This window comes from Leifsonia sp. NPDC102414 (assembly GCF_044765685.1).
Lineage (GTDB): Bacteria > Actinomycetota > Actinomycetes > Actinomycetales > Microbacteriaceae > Leifsonia.
This window is the reverse complement of the sequence record NZ_JBIWKN010000002.1, coordinates 317,327-333,918: the sequence shown is the minus strand read 5'-3', so window position 1 is coordinate 333,918 and position 16,592 is coordinate 317,327. Positions and strand designations below refer to the sequence as shown.

The following is a 16,592-nucleotide window of genomic DNA, read 5'->3' as shown; positions in this document are numbered from 1 at the left end:
GCACAGCGTATGGCGTCGGGGTTGCCGGTGGGTGAACCGCGCGCTCGTGGCGTGCCCCGTCCCGATGATCCGTGCGGACACGGTTATCGCCGCACCGCCGCCGCGGATAGGCTCGCGCCGAAGGTGCTCCGGACGTGCATATGTCCGGAGCGGCATACACGGCACGGAGGCTCACATGACGACGACGGCGAACCAGGTCCGACAGTACGGATGGGTGCGGCATCTGCTGCCCCGCATCGTGATCGGAGCGCTCATCGCTGCCGCGCTGGTGGGCGTCTACGCGGTGGTGATCGGCCGGTTCGACGAGACCTGCTGGCGGCTGATCGGCACGATCGCACTGCTGGTCTTCTTCTCCCTGGTGTCCTGGTACGACGCCGACGTGTCCGCCAGGCGAGCGGCCTGGTTCGGCGTGGTGAGCGTGATCACGTCCGCGTACCTGCTGATGGCGGGGCTGGCGAAGATCTGGGTGCCCGTCGCGGTCAACCCGGACGACCCGTTCGCGCACGGGCCGTGGTGGGAGCCGTTCGCGTGGATCGCCCTGGTGATCGTGACGCGGCTCGGGCTCCTGCACATCCACCTGGTCCTGAACACGCAGCGGCGCTTCACCGGCCCGGTGATGAGCAAGGTCACCGTGGCGACACTGCTCCTCGTCGCGCTGCTCACCCTCGGGCTGTCCGTTCCGCTCGCGCTGCCGAGCGTCGACTTCGGCGAGACGTATTGGCGCCTGATGGCGGTGGTGGCGATCCTGGATGCCCTCGGCACCATCCTGATCCCGCTCACGTACACACTCTTCGGGCCGAAGCGGGAGAGGCCGCAGCCGTGGCCGCCCCAGCAGCCGGGCGCGTTCGCGCAGCCGACGGCCCCTCAGCCCGCGCCCCCCACCGCGACGCAGGCGCCCCAAACCGCGTTCGCAGCGGTTCCCGCCGCATCCCAGGTCCCCACCGCAACCCCGCCGACCGCCGCGTACCCCCGGCTCGACGTGGCCGGCGGCCTCCGGCTGGAGTGGCCGCGCTACATCAGCGGCCAGCCGCTCCCAGTGACGTCGGACGGCTCTCCCGACTTCACGGGCGTCGTCGGCTACTGACGCTCACGAGCAGCGCGGGCCGACGGAGGTTCGGGGGCCGAGCGAGAACGAGAAGCCGCGGGGCGGCAGCGTCGAACGATCCTCGATCAGGAGGCCAGCTCGACGGGCGCTTGGAGCTCGGTCAGCCAGTCGGGGCCCGGGATGTGGCCGGTGGCACGCACGTACACCTCGCGGGTGGGGCCGATGACGCGGTAGCCGTCGGCGACGAGGCTCTCGATGAGCGCCATCCAGGAATCGCCGATGCCGGACATGTCGCCGTGGTGCATCAGTGTCGCGGCCAGGGGCACAGCAGGCAGCTCGACGACGTCATAGCCCTCGCCTGGCTGGGGAGGTGTCTCCGCCGGATAGGAGATGTTCACCTCGAGCCGTTCATCGTCCCGGGGTTCGTACCAGAACGTCGAAGGCGCGAGGATCGGACGCCCCGCGGCCTCCAGAGCCTGGTCCAGTGAGCCGATGAGCGGCCCGACGACCGGCCCCACGAGTTCTGGCCCCATCCCGGGCGCGGTGCCGCTGACGGCGTAGACGGTGAGCGCCTCGAGGGGGCGGTACTCGACGAGTGTGGACATGATTTCCGTTCCTTCCAAAATGTTGAGGCGCCGCTCGAGCCGATCGAGCCGTTCGCGGTCCTGGGCGATTCCCGCCACCAGCTCCGTCCGGCGTTGCCGCAGCGTGGCCGTCAGGGCGGGCCGCGGGTCGGCGGAGGCGAGCACGGCGGCGATGGCGTCCAGGCCGATCCCGAGCTGTCGCAGCTCGACGATCAGGAGCAGGCTCGCAAGCTGCACGTCCGAATAGAATCGGTACCCGTTGTTCTCGTCGACATGTGCCGGCGGCAGCAGGCCGATCGCGTCGTAGTGCCGCAGCATCCGCACGCTGATTCTCCCGATCGCCGCGAATTCCCCGATTGTGTACATGATGGAGGCCACGCTCCAGCCTGACACGGTGTGAGGGTCAAGTCCCATAGCCGCTCGACCTCACAGCGGTCCATGGAATGCAAGCTCGTTTCGTCGCTGGCGTCCGGCCGCGCCGTACTGTCGTGGAGCATGAGCGGCTACGTCACCGGTCCAGCAACGGACTTCTCCCTGCGCATCCGTGCCGTCGCCCCGCTGCGCGTCCACGGACAGGACGTGCACGACGGTGGCAGGTCGGTCACCGGATGCCCGAACATGCGCGAGGCGATGATCTGCTGCTTCACTTCTTCTCGTTCAGGTCGATCGGCCCGCGGGGGAGAGCTCACATGTTCGATGAGTCTGCGTGTGGACTGGGTCCAGGGACGAGCAGGGCAGGTCCCGCCTTGGCGGCTAGATCGCGATCGGCAGCGTGTACTGGGTGCCGCCCTTGCCGCGCACCTGCCGGTGCAGGCTCTCCATCGTGATGTCGAGCTGGTTGGCCTTCACCGCGGCGTCGGTGAGGTCGCGGAGCAGTTCCTCCGGCACCTCGCCGTCGTACTTGTAGTAGATCTTGTGCTCCAGGCTGGCCCAGAAGTCCATCGCGACGGTGCGGATCTGGATCTCGACAGGAACAGCGATCGGTCCGTCAGACAGGAAGACCGGCACCTCCACGATCGCGTGCAGGCTCTTGTACCCGTTGGCCTTGGGATGCCCGATGTAATCCTTCACGCGCAGCACGTTGACGTCCGCCTGCGCCGAAAGCAGCTCGAACACGTGGTACACGTCGGAGACGAAGCTGCAGACGATGCGGATGCCCGCGATGTCGGTGATCGACTCGCGGATCGCGTCGAACGACGGGTCGCACTGCTTGCGGATGATCTTCTGCTCGATGCTCTCCGCCGACTTGAGGCGGCTGGTGATGTGCTCGATCGGGTTGTAGTCGTGGAGCTCGGCGAATTCCTCGCGGAGGATCGACACCTTGGTCGAGATCTCGTCGATGCCGAACTTGTAGGGCATGATGAACCGCGCGAAGTCCGTGCGGAACGCCTGCACCTCGTCGAGCGTCGCCGCGTCGATGTTCTGCAGCGCCTCGATGGCGCGCGACGACAGCAGCGGTCCGTTGTGATCGACGGGAAGGGACTCCGAATCCATGAACAGCACGCTATCGACGGTCCTTGTGGAGGCGGTGTGAATTCGGGGGACACCGGCTTCCCGTACGAATCCCAGTGGGGCGATCCGCGCTGCAACGAGGCGCTGATCGTGCGCGGTGAGGACCCGGCAGCGCTGCACGACTGGGCGCGGGATGGGTACGCGTCCGCCGACGAGTACCGGTACTGGGCGCGTAATGTGTGCGGGCTGGCCTGCCTGCGCTCCGTGATGCGCGTCTGGCGTCCGGAGGCTGCGGATGCGACGATGCGCGACCTGATCGACGGCGCGACGGCGGCGGGCGCGCTGATCCCGGAGGCCGACACCGTCCGCGGGCTCTACTACCGCCCGTTCCTGTCCTGGATCGCCGCCGCGTACGAGCTGGACGGCGAGGTGGTGGAGAGGTCGACAGCGCGCGAGCACTTCGAGCCCATCAGGCAGGCATCCACGAGGCGGAGCGTCGTCGCCATCGCGTCTGTCACGCCAGAGATCCGCTATCCGGAGCGGCAGAACGACCGGGTCGGCGGCCATCTCGTTCTCGTGCACGGCTTCGACGGCGAAACGGTCTCGTTCCACAACCCGTCGGGGATCGGCGCGACGGCAGCGGATGCGTCCCTCCCGGTCGACGACTTCCAGCGCTTCTACGCCGGGCGGGGGATGCTCGTCCGACGCTGAGCGCTCACGGCGCACCACCGCGCCCGGATCGTACTTCCCTGTCTCCAGCGCTTGTCATCTCTCGCAGTTTTCGGGAATGAACGACCGTCGTTCAAAGTTGAGTCAAGTGCGCTCAAGTTTTGGATCCTCGGCTTGACAGGTTCAGCAGTGGATGCAACACTTGAGTCGTCGGGACTCAACTCTTGACCCCAGATTTTTCAGCCACACAGTCAGCAACAAAAGGAGAAAGCACATATGTCACGTGCAGTAGGAATCGACCTCGGAACCACGAACTCCGTCGTCTCCGTCCTCGAGGGTGGCGAGCCCACCGTCATCGCCAACGCGGAGGGCTTCCGCACCACCCCGTCGGTCGTCGCGTTCACCAAGGACGGCGAGGTGCTCGTCGGCGAGACCGCCAAGCGCCAGGCCGTCACCAACGTCGACCGCACCATCGCGTCCGTCAAGCGCCACATGGGCACCGACTGGACCGTCGACATCGACGGCAAGAAGTACACGCCGCAGGAGATCTCGGCGCGCATCCTCGCCAAGCTCAAGAGGGACGCGGAGCAGTACCTCGGCGACACCGTCACGGATGCGGTCATCACCGTTCCCGCGTACTTCAACGACGCAGAGCGCCAGGCCACCAAGGAGGCCGGTGAGATCGCGGGCCTCAACGTGCTCCGCATCATCAACGAGCCCACCGCGGCCGCGCTCGCATACGGCCTCGACAAGGGCAAGGAAGACGAGCTCATCCTGGTCTTCGACCTCGGTGGCGGAACGTTCGACGTCTCCCTCCTCGAGGTGGGCAAGGACGACGACTTCTCGACCATCCAGGTCCGCGCCACCGCCGGTGACAACCGCCTCGGTGGAGACGACTGGGACCAGCGCATCGTCGAGTGGCTCATCAAGCGCTTCAAGGACTCGACCGGTGTCGACGTCTCCAAGGACAAGATCGCGCTGCAGCGCCTCAAGGAAGCTGCAGAGCAGGCCAAGAAGGAGCTGTCGTCGAGCATGTCGACGAGCATCCAGCTGCCGTACCTCTCGCTCACCGAGAACGGCCCGGCCAACCTCGACGAGACGCTCACCCGCGCCCAGTTCGAGCAGATGACCAGCGACCTCCTCGACCGCACCAAGAAGCCGTTCCAGGACGTCATCCGCGAGGCGGGCATCAAGGTGTCCGACATCGCGCACGTCGTGCTCGTCGGCGGTTCCACCCGCATGCCGGCCGTGAGCGAGCTGGTGAAGCAGGAGACCGGTGGACAGGAGCCCAACAAGGGCGTCAACCCTGACGAGGTCGTCGCCGTCGGCGCCGCCCTCCAGGCCGGTGTCCTCAAGGGAGAGCGCAAGGACGTCCTCCTCATCGACGTCACCCCGCTGAGCCTCGGTATCGAGACCAAGGGCGGCATCATGACGAAGCTGATCGACCGCAACACCGCGATCCCGACCAAGCGCAGCGAGACCTTCACGACCGCGGACGACAACCAGCCGTCCGTCGCCATCCAGGTCTTCCAGGGCGAGCGCGAGTTCACCCGCGACAACAAGCCACTCGGCACGTTCGAGCTCACCGGTATCGCCCCGGCTCCCCGTGGCATCCCGCAGGTCGAGGTCACCTTCGACATCGATGCGAACGGCATCGTGCACGTGTCCGCCAAGGACAAGGGCACGGGCAAGGAGCAGTCGATGACGATCACCGGCGGCTCGTCGCTGCCGAAGGACGACATCGAGCGCATGGTGCGCGAGGCGGAGGAGCACGCCGCCGAGGACAAGAAGCGTCGTGAGACCGCCGAGACCCGCAACACGGCCGAGCAGCTCGCATACTCGATCGAGAAGCTGATCAAGGACAACGAGGACAAGCTCCCCGAGGACGTCAAGAACGAGGTCCAGGGCGACGTCGACGCGCTGAAGACCGCGCTCGCCGGAGACGACGAGGACGCAGTCAAGACCGCGTACGACAAGCTCAACGCGAGCCAGCAGAAGCTCGGAGAGGCGATCTACTCGTCCGCTCAGGCCGACGCGACCGCCGGTGAGCAGGCTCCTGCCGGTGACCAGCCCGCCGAGGAGAACTCGGACGAGGACGTCATCGACGCAGAGGTCGTCGAAGACGAGGAGAAGAAGTAACGATGTCGGACCAGAACCCCAACGGGCAGGGCGAAGACCCTGAGCGCGAGGAGCCGATCATCCGCGACAAGCGGAAGATCGACCCCGAGACCGGCAAGGTTCGGCAGCCGCAGGCCGGCCAGGATGGCCAGGACGGCGACGGTCAGGACGCCGGCGCGGCTTCCGGAGACGGAAGCGGCGCCGGCCCCGACCTCGCCCACGAGGAGCTCGTCGACGTCGGCCCGGCCGACGGGGACGACCTCGGGTCCCTCCTCTCCGACGACGACCTGGATCTGCTCAGCGGGCAGTCGACGGCGGACCAGCTCGCGGCGGAGCGCCTCGCCGATCTCCAGCGGGTCACCGCGGAGTACGCGAACTACCGCAAGCGCACAGAGTCCAACCGCGAGCTCGAGCGGGAACGTGCGGTCGGCGACACGGTGAAGGGGCTCCTTCCCGTGCTCGACGACCTCGACCGTGCTGAGAAGCACGGCGACCTCGAAGAGGGCAGCGCGTTCGCCACGATCGCGGCCAAACTGCGCACCACGGTGGAACGTCTCGGCCTCACGCCGTACGGCGAGAAGGGCGAGCCGTTCGATCCGCAGATCCACGAGGCGATCTTCCAGCAGCCGACCCCCGGCGTGACGGTGGACACCATCGCCGACGTGGTCGAGACGGGCTACCGGCTCGGCTCCACCACGGTGCGGGTGGCGAAGGTCGTCGTCGCGGTTCCGGCCTGACCCCCGACGGCCGGATGCACGTGACACGCGAAGCGGCGGGATACGCATCCCGCCGCTTCCGTGACGTGCGCCACGAATACATGCAGACTTCATACACACGACAACAGGCTTAGAAAGGAGGCGCCATGGCAAGCCAGGACTGGTTCGACAAGGACTTCTACAAGGTTCTCGGCGTCTCCAAAGACGTCACCCCAGCGGAGCTGAAGAAGGTCTACCGCAAGCTCGCGCGCAAGTACCACCCCGACTCCAATCCCGGCGACCCGGCCGCGGAGGCCAAGTTCAAGGAGATCAGCGAAGCGCACTCGGTGCTCGGCGATCCCGAGCAGCGCAAGGAGTACGACCAGATCCGCGCGATGGGCTCCGGTGCCCGCTTCACCGCGCCTGGCTCCGCGGGTCAGGGCGGCTTCGACGACGTCTTCGGCGGGATGTTCGGCCAGGGAGGAAGCCGAGGCTACAGCTACCAGCAGGGCGGCAACTTCGACGACGTGTTCGGCGGACTGTTCGGCCAGGGCGGAGGCGGCTTCGGCTCGTCAAGCGGAGGGTTCCGCGGCTACGGCGGACCGACGCGCGGCCGCGACGTGACCGCGCACACCACCATCGACTTCGTCACGGCCACCAAGGGCGAGACCATCACGCTGCAGGCCTCGGACGGCAAGCCGATCAAGGTCAAGATCCCTGCCGGCGTCGCAGACGGCCAGAAGATCAAGCTCCGCGGCAAGGGTCAGCCGAGCCCGGACGGCGGCGAGGCGGGCGACATCGTGCTCACCGTCACCGTGCGCAAGCACCCGGTGTTCGAGCGCGATGGCCTCAACCTGCGTGTGACCGTCCCCGTGACGTTCGCGGAGGCGGCCCTCGGGGCGACCATCGAGGTGCCGACCCTGGGCGGCGACCCCGTCAAGCTGCGCGTCGCGCCGGGAACGCCGAGCGGCCGCGTGCTGCGCGTCAAGGGCCGCGGTGTGCAGACGGCGAAGGGCACGGGCGACCTCCTCGCGGTGGTGCAGGTGGCGGTTCCTTCGCACCTCTCCCCGGAGGCTCAGGAGGCGCTCAAGGAGTTCGCTGCGAAGCTTCCAGACGAGAATCCCCGCGAAGATCTGCTCGCTAAGGCCCGCACCTGATCATGGATGAGAACAGCCAGGTCTTCGTGATCTCGATCGCGGCCGAACTGGCGGGGATGCATCCACAGACCCTCCGCCAGTACGACAGGCTCGGGCTGGTCAGCCCGAGCAGGACGGCAGGCAAGTCGCGCCGCTATTCGATGCGCGACGTCGCGAAGCTGCAGGAGATTGCGCGGCTCGGGGCGGAAGGTGTGAGCCTCGAGGGCATCCGGCGCATCCTGGACCTGGAGGATCAGGTCGGCGCGCTCACGAAACGGGTGCGCGAGCTCGAGACGGCGCTGGCGGACGAGCTGCTGAACCGGCCCGGCCACCGCGTCTTCGCGGCAGGCTCAGCGGGCGAGGTCATCTCGCTGCGCGCGGGCACGCGCGTCCGTCGCAGCAACCAGGTCGTCGTCTGGCGTCCCCTGGACCGCGACTGACGGCACCCATCACTCGTGCAGAAGGCGCGGTCGGCAGCACGCCGGCCGCGCCTTCCGCACGCGTGGACGGCCTCAGCCGATGGACGTCGGAGCGTCTAGGCTGTCAGCGGCGAGACGCGCCGCCCCACGAGGGCCGCGCATCCCGAACTGCTTCACGAACCCCCACGAGGGGCTGTCCACAAGGAAGGTGGCGATGAAGGCTCTCTTCAAGAGCGAGGCCGGACCCGGTCTCGAACTGGTCGACGTACCCGAGCCGGAGATCGGGCAGGCGGACGTCAAGATCCGCGTGCTGCGGACCGGCATCTGCGGAACAGATCTGCACATCCAGCGCTGGGACGACTGGGCGGCGTCCGCCGTCGTCACCCCGCTCATCCCCGGGCACGAGTTCTTCGGCGAGGTGGTCGAGGTCGGCCCGCTGGTGCACGATGTGGCCGTCGGCGACCTCGTCTCCGGCGAAGGGCACATCGTCTGCGGGACCTGCCGCAACTGCCGCGCGGGACGCCGCCAGATGTGCATCCGCACCCAGGGCCTCGGCGTGCAGCGCAACGGCGCGTTCGCCGAATACCTCACCCTGCCGGCCACCAACGTGTGGGTGCACCACAGCACCATCGAGCCGGAGGTCGGCGCCCTGTTCGACCCGCTCGGCAACGCTGTGCACACCGCGCTCGCGTTCCCGGTCGTCGGCGAGGACGTGCTGGTCACGGGGTGCGGCCCCATCGGCCTCATGGCCATCGCGGTCGCCAGGCACGTCGGAGCGCGCTTCATCGTCGGAACGGACATCAGCGCGGCCAGGCTCGCGCTCGCAGAGGGCATGGGCGCCGACTACACCGTCGACGTCTCGCAGGCGCCCATCCGGTCGGCGCAGCAGGCGCTCGGGATGCGCGAAGGCTTCGACGTCGGGTTCGAGATGAGCGGTGCACCGAGCGCGCTGCCGGGGATGATCGAGAACATGAACCACGGCGGCCGCATCGCGATGCTCGGGCTGCCGTCCGCTCCGATCGCGATCGACTGGGGCAACGTGGTCACCCACATGCTCACCCTCAAGGGCATCTACGGCCGCGAGATGTTCGAGACCTGGAACGCGATGGGCGCGATGCTGCAGACCTCCGCAACGCTGCGCGACGCCATCGCCTCCGTCGTCTCCGACCGGTTCGCGGCGCGGGACTGGGAGAAGGGGTTCGCCGCGGCCGCGGCGGCCGACGGCGGCAAGGTCATCCTGGATTGGACGGAGCTCTGATGTACGGAACGTTTCGGGAGACGGTGGCGATGCAGCTGACGGAGATCGAAGCGGCGGGGCTCACCAAGCGCGAGCGCAGCATCCACGGTCCGCAGTCGGCGCTGATCACGGCGGACGGCGCCGAGGTACTCAACTTCTGCGCCAACAACTACCTCGGCCTCGCCGACCACCCCGCCCTCGTGGATGCGGCCAAACAGGCCCTCGACGACTGGGGATACGGGCTGGCGAGCGTGCGGTTCATCTGCGGCACGCAGGAGCAGCACCTCGAGCTGGAGCGTCGCGTGTCGCAGTTCCTCGGCACGGAGGCGACCATCCTGTTCTCGTCGTGCTTCGACGCGAACGGCGGGGTCTTCGAGACGCTGTTCACCGCGGACGACGCCATCGTCTCCGACGAGCTGAACCACGCATCCATCATCGACGGCATCCGGCTCTCCAAGGCGCAGCGCTACCGCTACAAGAACCGCGACCTGGCCGACCTGCGCGCCCAGCTGGCCGCCGCACGGGATGCGGGTGCCCGCCACACCGTGATCGTCACAGACGGCGTGTTCTCGATGGACGGCTACATCGCCCCGCTGCGCGAGATCTGCGATCTGGCCGACGAGTTCGGCGCGCTGGTGTTCGTCGACGACTCGCACGCCGTCGGGTTCGTCGGGGAGCACGGGCGGGGGACGCCGGAGTTCTGCGGAGTCGCCGACCGGGTGGACATCTATACGGGCACATTCGGAAAGGCGCTGGGCGGCGCATCAGGCGGCTACGTGTCGTCGCACAGCGAGATCGTGGACCTGCTGCGTCAGCGCGCGCGGCCGTACCTGTTCTCGAACACGCTCGCGCCGTCGATCGTCGCCGGGACCATCGCGGCGCTCGACCTGCTGGAGCAGTCCGACCACCTGCGCGCGCAGCTCGTCGCCAACGCGGCGCTGTTCCGTTCGCTGATGACCGAGGCGGGCTTCGACCTGCTGCCGGGCGAGCATCCGATCGTGCCGGTGATGTTCGGCGACGCGGCGCTCACCGCACGCATCGCCGACGAGATGCAGCGGCTGGGGGTCTACGTGACGGCGTTCTCGTTCCCCGTGGTGCCGCGCGGCAAGGCGCGCATCCGCGTGCAGCTCTCCGCTGCGCACACCGACGAGGAGATCCGTCGCTGCGTGGCCGCGTTCGTCGCCGCTCGGGATGCGGTCGCGTAAGCGCTGCGCCTGACGGTGGCCGTCTGAGCGCCGCGCGTGACCGCCCGCGAGTCTTCGGCTGCGTCGGTTAGTACCCCGCAGGCCAGCTGAATGGGGCGGGCGGGGTGGCGGACGTGCCGGACGCGGTGACGACGATGTCGATGTCCTCGTGGTCGGCCAGGGTGATCGCGGCGGGGTCGCCGGTGGCCGGCTTGCCGTCGACGAACGTCGTGACGGTGTCGCCGGACGCCGCCGAGTAAGAGCCGATCCGGCCGGACGCGAGCGCCACATCCCACTCGGTGAACACCTGACCGAGGGTGAACGTGGTCTTCACGGGCGATTCGACGTGCACGATGCCCGAGGTGTCGTGGGTATGCAGCGGGGAGATGGATGCGGCCTTCTCGTCGATCCCGAGCAGTGCGGGCACCTGGACGTTCGCGCCGTCGACGGTGACGCTGAGGTGCGAGTGGATGTGCTCCACCGTGCCCTCGCTGCTCAGCATGGTGAGACCGGCAGCCTTGGCGCGAGCGGCCGGGTCGGACGGGGCGTTCCACGGCGGAGCGGACTCGGCTCCGGCCGCGACGGTCGGCGCCACGGACGGAACCGCCGCAGCGTCCGCCGCCTTGGAACCGGCGTTCGCCACGATCACCGACGTCACGATCGCGCCGACGAGCACGACCGCCACGCCTCCGCCGCCCCAGACCAGCGTGCGGCGACGCCGCTCGCGCAGCTTCTGCTGGCGGATCAGCTCCGCCGACCTGGCGCGCGCGGCCGCCTTCGCCTCGCGGGAGCGCTCGTTCTTGGAGTTCGTGGACATGTCATCCTCCCTGTACCGGGCTACATCGTCGCTCGCGTCGCAGGGAATCGCCTGAGCGCGGTTCGCGCCGGGCGCGGCTCGCGCCGAGCGTGCCTAGCGCTGCGCGGTCGACTCGCGCGGGATGGCGCGCACCGGCGGAGCGTCGACGCGCTCGACCCGCTCGCCTGCGCGCATCCTGCTGTACGCATCGTGCAGGGTGGCGGCGAGGGCGTCCGCGTCGAACGCGACCGTGCTCAGGCGCGGGACGAACTCCGCCCCAGCTGGATGGTCGTCGGCCCCGATCACCGAGACGTCGTCCGGCACGCGGATGCGCGCGTCGGCGAGAGCGCGGATGGCCGCCATCGCGAGGCGGTCGTCGTACGCCGCGACGGCGGTCGGTCGCGTGGCGTCGTAGCGCCAGCTGCGGGCCCAGTCGCGGAGAGACGCTGCAGACGTTCCCGCGTGCGCCACCGTGAGCGTCACCCCGGAGCGTTCGGCCGCCGCCTGCGCTCCGGCGAGCCTGGCACGCGCGGTCGAAGCCGCTGGAGGGGCAGTCGGTGCGAGGAAGACGATCCTGTCGTGGCCGAGCGAGGTGAGGTGGCTCACCGCGGCGTCGCCGAACGGCTCCTGCGGCACGACGAGGGTCGGGGCGTACCCGACCGGTTCCTGGCCGTGCACGATCAGCGCGCGGACCCCGGCGAGACGCAGCAGCTCGGTGGCCTCCGCGTCGCAGCGCGCAGCCTCGGCGAGCACGGCCTCCGGGCGGAGCCGAGCCCAGAGCTGGCCCGCCTCGGCGCCGACGAGGTCGGTCTCGGCGTGGCTGAGTGCATCCACGCCGTCGTCGATGGTGCGGGTGAGGAGGGAGGCGAACGTGCGTTCCAGGGTGGCGCCGCTGTCGTGGCTGGATGCGGCGAACAGCAAACCGGAGACGGCCTCTCCGCTGGCGAGCGACCTGGCCGCCGTGTTGGGCGTGTAGCCGAGCAGTCTGGCGGCTTCGAGGACGCGGTGCCTCGTGTCGTCGGAGACCCGCGAGTTCGGTTTGTCGTTGAGTACGAAGGAGACCGTCGCGCGCGAGACGCCGGCCGCGAGGGCGACGTCGGCGCTCGTCGGGGCTTTGACGACGTGAGGGGTGAACATCCTGGTCTCAGTCTAGGCCGGAGAGGCGTCGTTGGTTACACGGGTAAGCAAAAACCGAGCAATGGCTTGTATTAAAGAATCCGGTGCCCTATGGTTACGCGTGTTAGCACGCAACGTCGCCTGCTCGAAAGGACATCCAAGTGACAACGCCGTCGGAAGACACCACCGGTCCCACCCCCGCACGACCGGTCCAGCCCACGATCCCCTCCAACCTCTCCGGAGTACCGGAGAGCGCATCCCTCGCCTCCACCATCACCACAGCAGGCAGCCCGTTCAGCGCCGCTCCGACCTCCGCCGTCTCGGCGCAGAGCCCCGTCAAGGTCAAGGTGCGCGGCAAGCTGCTCAAGCTGATGCTGTCGATGATGGTCGGGAACATCGCGATCTTCGCGATCTGGGGCGCCGTGCCTGGCGTGCTGCTGCCACTCCAGGTGCAGGGCATCGTCGGAGACGCTGACAAGGGACCGATCTACGGTCTCGTCGCCACCATCGGCGCGTTCGCCGCGATGATCGCACAGCCCATCGCCGGCCTGGTCTCCGACCGCACCCGCAGCCGCTTCGGCCGCCGCGCGCCGTGGATGGTCATCGGCGTGCTGCTCGGCGGGCTCTCCCTCCTCTTCATGGGAGCGGCCAACGGCATCGTGCAGCTCACCGTCGCCTGGGTGATGGTGCAGGTCACGTTCAACTTCGCGCAGGGACCGCTGAGCGCGATCCTCCCCGACCGCGTCCCGAGCGGCGCGCGGGGAACCTTCTCTTCGCTGTCCGGCCTCGGCCTGATGCTCGGCTCGCTCGGCGGCTCGATCGCCGGCGCGCAGTTCGCGAAGTCGATCCCCGCCGGCTACCTGACCTTCGCCGGTATCGCGCTCATCGTGATCGTGCTGTTCGTGATCTTCAACCCGGATGCGTCCAACAAGGGAGAGCCGAAGCCGCCGTTCAACTTCGTCACGTTCCTGCAGACCTTCTGGGTCAGTCCGCGCAAGCACCCCGACTTCTTCTGGGGCTTCACCGGCCGCCTGCTGCTCTACGCCGGTTACTTCATGGTCACCGGCTTCCAGCTCTACATCCTCCAGGACTACATCGGCCTCAAGGGCGACGCGGTGACGATGGTTCCGGTGCTCAGCCTGATCAGCCTGGTCGGCATCATCATCACCACGCTCATCGGCGGACCCGTGTCGGACAGGATCGGGCGCCGCAAGATCGTCGTCATCGTCGCCGGAGCGGTCATGGCGGTTTCCCTGGTGTTCCCGCTGATCATCCCGAGCATCACCGGCATGATGCTGTTCGCCTTCGTGTCCGGGCTCGGCTTCGGCGCATACCAGGCCGTCGACACCGCGCTGATGAGCGAGGTGCTCCCGTCCAAGAACGACTTCGCGAAGGACCTCGGCGTGCTCAACATCGCCGCGACACTGCCGCAGACGCTCGCGCCCGGCCTCGCCGGACTGATCGTCTTCATCGCGGGCAACTCGTACACCCCGCTGTTCCCGATCGGCATCGTGCTCGCCCTCCTCGGCGCCTTCGCGGTCATGCCGATCAAATCCGTCCGCTGACCCCGCCCATCCGGCCGAACCGACTGAAAGACTGCACGATGACCGACACCACCACCGACACCGACACCGACACCGACGCCTTCATCGCCGGCCTCGTCTCCAGCCTCACCATCGAGCAGAAGGTGCGCCTGCTCACCGGCGCCTCGTTCTGGACGCTGCACAGCGAACCGCAGATCGGCCTCGACACGATCGTCGTCTCCGACGGCCCTGCCGGGGTGCGCGGGCAGCTCTGGGACGAGCGGGACAGCTCGGCGAACCTTCCGTCGCCGACCGCGCTCGCCGCATCCTGGGATGTGGACCGCGTCCACGCGCTCGGGCAGCTCATCGCGGCGGAGGCGCGCCGCAAGGGCGTCGGCGTCGCACTCGGCCCGACCGTGAACATTCAGCGGTCGCCGCGCGGCGGACGCCACTTCGAGGCGTACAGCGAGGACCCGTGGCTCTCCGGCGTCGTGGGCACGGCGTTCGTGAAGGGCGTGCAGTCCTGCGGCGTCGGCGCGACACCCAAGCACTTCGTCGCCAACGACAGTGAGACCGACCGCATGACGGTCAACGTCAACGTGGATGAGCGCACCCTCCGCGAGGTCTACCTCGCGCCGTTCGAGCGCATGGTCACCGAGGGCGGGGCGTGGCTTGTGATGTCGTCGTACAACTCGGTCAACGGCGTGACGATGAGCGAGAACGACCTCCTGCGCTCGCCGCTCAAAGACGAGTGGGGCTTCGACGGCGTCGTCGTCTCGGACTGGATGGGCGTGCGCGACACGGTCGCAGCAGGTGCGTCCGCGCAGGACCTGGCGATGCCTGGCCCCGATGGCGTCTGGGGGGATGCGCTGGTCGAGGCCGTGCGCTCCGGCCAGGTCTCCGAGACGGACATCGACGAGAAGGTGCTGCGCATCCTGCGCCTCGCCGGACGCCTCGGCGCCCTCGACGGCGTTGCCGCCGCGACCCAGCTCGCCGAGCCGTGGCCGGCCGAGAGGGTGGATGCGCTGCTGCGCGAAGCCGCCGCGGACGGCATGGTGCTGGTGAAGAACGGCGGAGGAGACGCATCCACCGCCGTGCTGCCGCTCGGCACAACGCCTGGCTCGATCGCCGTGATCGGTCAGCACGCGCGCATCGCCAGGAGCCAGGGCGGAGGATCCGCGACGGTCTTCCCCGACCACGTCGTGAGCCCGCTGGACGGCATCGTCGAGGCGTTCGGCGATGACCTCGTCTCGTTCGCGCCAGGGGTGCGCGCCTCCGACTCGCTGCTGCCGGTGGATGCGACGGTCGCCGTCGACCCCGCGACGGGCGAGACGGGCGTGCACGTTCGCTTCCTCGACGCCGACGGCGGCGTCGTGCTGGATGAGCACCGCGGCAGCGGTCGGCTGACCTGGCTGGGCGACCCCGTGCTCGCGGACACCGCGGTCGTCGAGGCGACCACCACGTTCACCGCTCCGGCGGACGGCGAGTACGCGGTCGGCTTCGCCGGACTCGGACTGTTCCGGTTCGAGGTGGACGGCGAGCTGAAGAGCGACGGCCTGTTCTTCCCGGACGGCACCGACCCGTTCATGGCCTTCCTGAACCCGCCCAAGCAGTCGTTCCCGCTCCAGCTCACGGCCGGGCAGTCGGTGTCGCTGCGGCTGGAACACCGTCCGCAGCAGCAGCTCGGCCTGGCCGCCGTGATGTTCACCCTCGGCTACGAGGAGCCGTTCGGCGCGGCGGAGGACGAACTGGAGCGCGCGGTCGAACTGGCCGCGGCAGCGGACGTCGCCGTCGTGGTCGTCGGCACGACGGAGCAGCTCGAGTCGGAAGGGTTCGACAGGAGCGGCCTCCGGTTGCCGGATGGCCAGGACGAACTGGTGCGCCGCGTGGTCGCAGCGAATCCGCGGACCGTCGTCGTCGTGAACTCCGGCGGACCCGTCATCCTGCCCTGGCTCGACGATGCGCCTGCTGTGCTCCTCACCTGGTTCCCCGGTCAGGAGATGGGTCACGCCATCGCCGACGTTCTCAGCGGCGCCGTCGAGCCCGGCGGACGCATCCCGACCACCTGGGCGGCGACGGAGGACGACGTTCCGGTGTGGCAGGTCGAGCCGGTGGACGGGCAGCTCTACTACGACGAGAAGCTGAACGTCGGCTACCGCGAGTGGCTGCGGCGCCAGGCGGCGGGCGGTCCGGCGCCGGCGATCTCGTTCGGCCACGGCCTCGGCTACACCGCCTGGGAGCTCGGCACGCCGAGCATCGACGAGGCGTCCGGTGAGCTCTCGGTGAGCGTGCCGGTGACGAACGTCGGCGACCGCGCGGGCAAGCAGGTGGTACAGGTCTACCTGTCCCGCGTCTCCGACTCGGAGGTGGAGCGCCCCGTGCTCTGGCTGGCCGGGTACGCAGTTGTGCGCGCTGACGCGGGGGAGGCGACGGCCGCATCCATCGTCATCGAGCCGCGCTCGCTGCAGCACTGGTCTGTGGAGGACCACGCCTGGCGAAACGAGGCAGGCACGTACGCGGTGCGGGTCGGCGTCTCGGTGGCCGAGCTGTCGGACGCCGTGGAGTTCACGGTCTGACCGCCGCCTGATCCCCGACGAGTGGTTCCGGACCGCCAGTCA

At 68.8% G+C, this 16,592-nt stretch carries 15 protein-coding genes; 10 read left to right on the top strand and 5 right to left on the bottom strand.

What is annotated here, in order from left to right; translation table 11 throughout:
* The first annotated feature begins 175 nt into the window (after window positions 1–175).
* Entirely contained in the window at window positions 176–1,084 is a 909-nt protein-coding gene (locus ACIRCZ_RS09870; protein WP_055898016.1) for a hypothetical protein, read from the top strand.
* An 86-nt stretch (window positions 1,085–1,170) separates the two neighbouring features.
* On the opposite strand, the gene ACIRCZ_RS09865 is transcribed toward ACIRCZ_RS09870, so the two are convergent.
* The 3 genes from ACIRCZ_RS09865 to ACIRCZ_RS09855 form a co-directional block, all read right to left on the bottom strand.
* Window positions 1,171–2,007 (bottom strand): MerR family transcriptional regulator, encoded by an 837-nt coding sequence (locus tag ACIRCZ_RS09865; protein ID WP_402852418.1) that lies wholly within the window; start codon window positions 2,005–2,007, stop codon window positions 1,171–1,173.
* A 125-nt stretch (window positions 2,008–2,132) separates the two neighbouring features.
* Complete coding sequence (locus ACIRCZ_RS09860; protein ID WP_157480441.1) at window positions 2,133–2,276, bottom strand: hypothetical protein; 144 nt, start codon at window positions 2,274–2,276, stop codon at window positions 2,133–2,135.
* 106 nt (window positions 2,277–2,382) lie between these two features.
* On the bottom strand, window positions 2,383–3,123 hold the full coding sequence (locus tag ACIRCZ_RS09855; protein ID WP_055898994.1) for a GTP pyrophosphokinase family protein: 741 nt from the start codon (window positions 3,121–3,123) through the stop codon (window positions 2,383–2,385).
* Window positions 3,124–3,159: 36 nt separating this feature from the next.
* Here ACIRCZ_RS09855 and ACIRCZ_RS09850 point away from each other — a divergent pair, with 36 nt between their 5' ends.
* From ACIRCZ_RS09850 to ACIRCZ_RS09820, 7 genes are all read left to right on the top strand, one after another.
* Complete coding sequence (locus ACIRCZ_RS09850) at window positions 3,160–3,792, top strand: hypothetical protein (protein ID WP_402852413.1); 633 nt, start codon at window positions 3,160–3,162, stop codon at window positions 3,790–3,792.
* Window positions 3,793–4,026: 234 nt separating this feature from the next.
* Entirely contained in the window at window positions 4,027–5,889 is a 1,863-nt protein-coding gene (dnaK, locus tag ACIRCZ_RS09845) for a molecular chaperone DnaK (protein ID WP_055898022.1), read from the top strand.
* A 2-nt stretch (window positions 5,890–5,891) separates the two neighbouring features.
* Entirely contained in the window at window positions 5,892–6,605 is a 714-nt protein-coding gene (locus ACIRCZ_RS09840; protein WP_055898025.1) for a nucleotide exchange factor GrpE, read from the top strand.
* Between the two features lie 125 nt (window positions 6,606–6,730).
* Window positions 6,731–7,720 carry a DnaJ C-terminal domain-containing protein gene (locus ACIRCZ_RS09835; protein WP_055898028.1) on the top strand — a complete coding sequence of 330 codons (990 nt, stop codon included), beginning with the start codon at window positions 6,731–6,733 and terminating at the stop codon, window positions 7,718–7,720.
* Window positions 7,721–7,722: 2 nt separating this feature from the next.
* Window positions 7,723–8,139 carry a heat shock protein transcriptional repressor HspR gene (locus ACIRCZ_RS09830; protein ID WP_055898030.1) on the top strand — a complete coding sequence of 139 codons (417 nt, stop codon included), beginning with the start codon at window positions 7,723–7,725 and terminating at the stop codon, window positions 8,137–8,139.
* Window positions 8,140–8,332: 193 nt separating this feature from the next.
* On the top strand, window positions 8,333–9,376 hold the full coding sequence (tdh, locus tag ACIRCZ_RS09825; RefSeq protein WP_402852406.1) for an L-threonine 3-dehydrogenase: 1,044 nt from the start codon (window positions 8,333–8,335) through the stop codon (window positions 9,374–9,376).
* Window positions 9,376–10,560 (top strand): glycine C-acetyltransferase, encoded by a 1,185-nt coding sequence (locus ACIRCZ_RS09820; RefSeq protein ID WP_402852403.1) that lies wholly within the window; start codon window positions 9,376–9,378, stop codon window positions 10,558–10,560. Before tdh ends, ACIRCZ_RS09820 begins: the two co-directional genes overlap by 1 nt.
* Before the next feature lie 67 nt (window positions 10,561–10,627).
* Here the strand turns inward: ACIRCZ_RS09820 and ACIRCZ_RS09815 are convergent, their stop codons facing one another.
* Entirely contained in the window at window positions 10,628–11,356 is a 729-nt protein-coding gene (locus tag ACIRCZ_RS09815; RefSeq protein ID WP_402852400.1) for a hypothetical protein, read from the bottom strand.
* A 93-nt stretch (window positions 11,357–11,449) separates the two neighbouring features.
* On the bottom strand, window positions 11,450–12,472 hold the full coding sequence (locus tag ACIRCZ_RS09810; RefSeq protein WP_402852397.1) for a LacI family DNA-binding transcriptional regulator: 1,023 nt from the start codon (window positions 12,470–12,472) through the stop codon (window positions 11,450–11,452).
* A 140-nt stretch (window positions 12,473–12,612) separates the two neighbouring features.
* Here ACIRCZ_RS09810 and ACIRCZ_RS09805 point away from each other — a divergent pair, with 140 nt between their 5' ends.
* Window positions 12,613–14,016, top strand: a complete 1,404-nt coding sequence (locus tag ACIRCZ_RS09805) for an MFS transporter (protein ID WP_402852394.1) — start codon at window positions 12,613–12,615, stop codon at window positions 14,014–14,016.
* A gap of 38 nt (window positions 14,017–14,054) precedes the next feature.
* Window positions 14,055–16,550 (top strand): beta-glucosidase H, encoded by a 2,496-nt coding sequence (locus tag ACIRCZ_RS09800; RefSeq protein ID WP_402852391.1) that lies wholly within the window; start codon window positions 14,055–14,057, stop codon window positions 16,548–16,550.
* The last annotated feature ends 42 nt before the right edge of the window (window positions 16,551–16,592 follow it).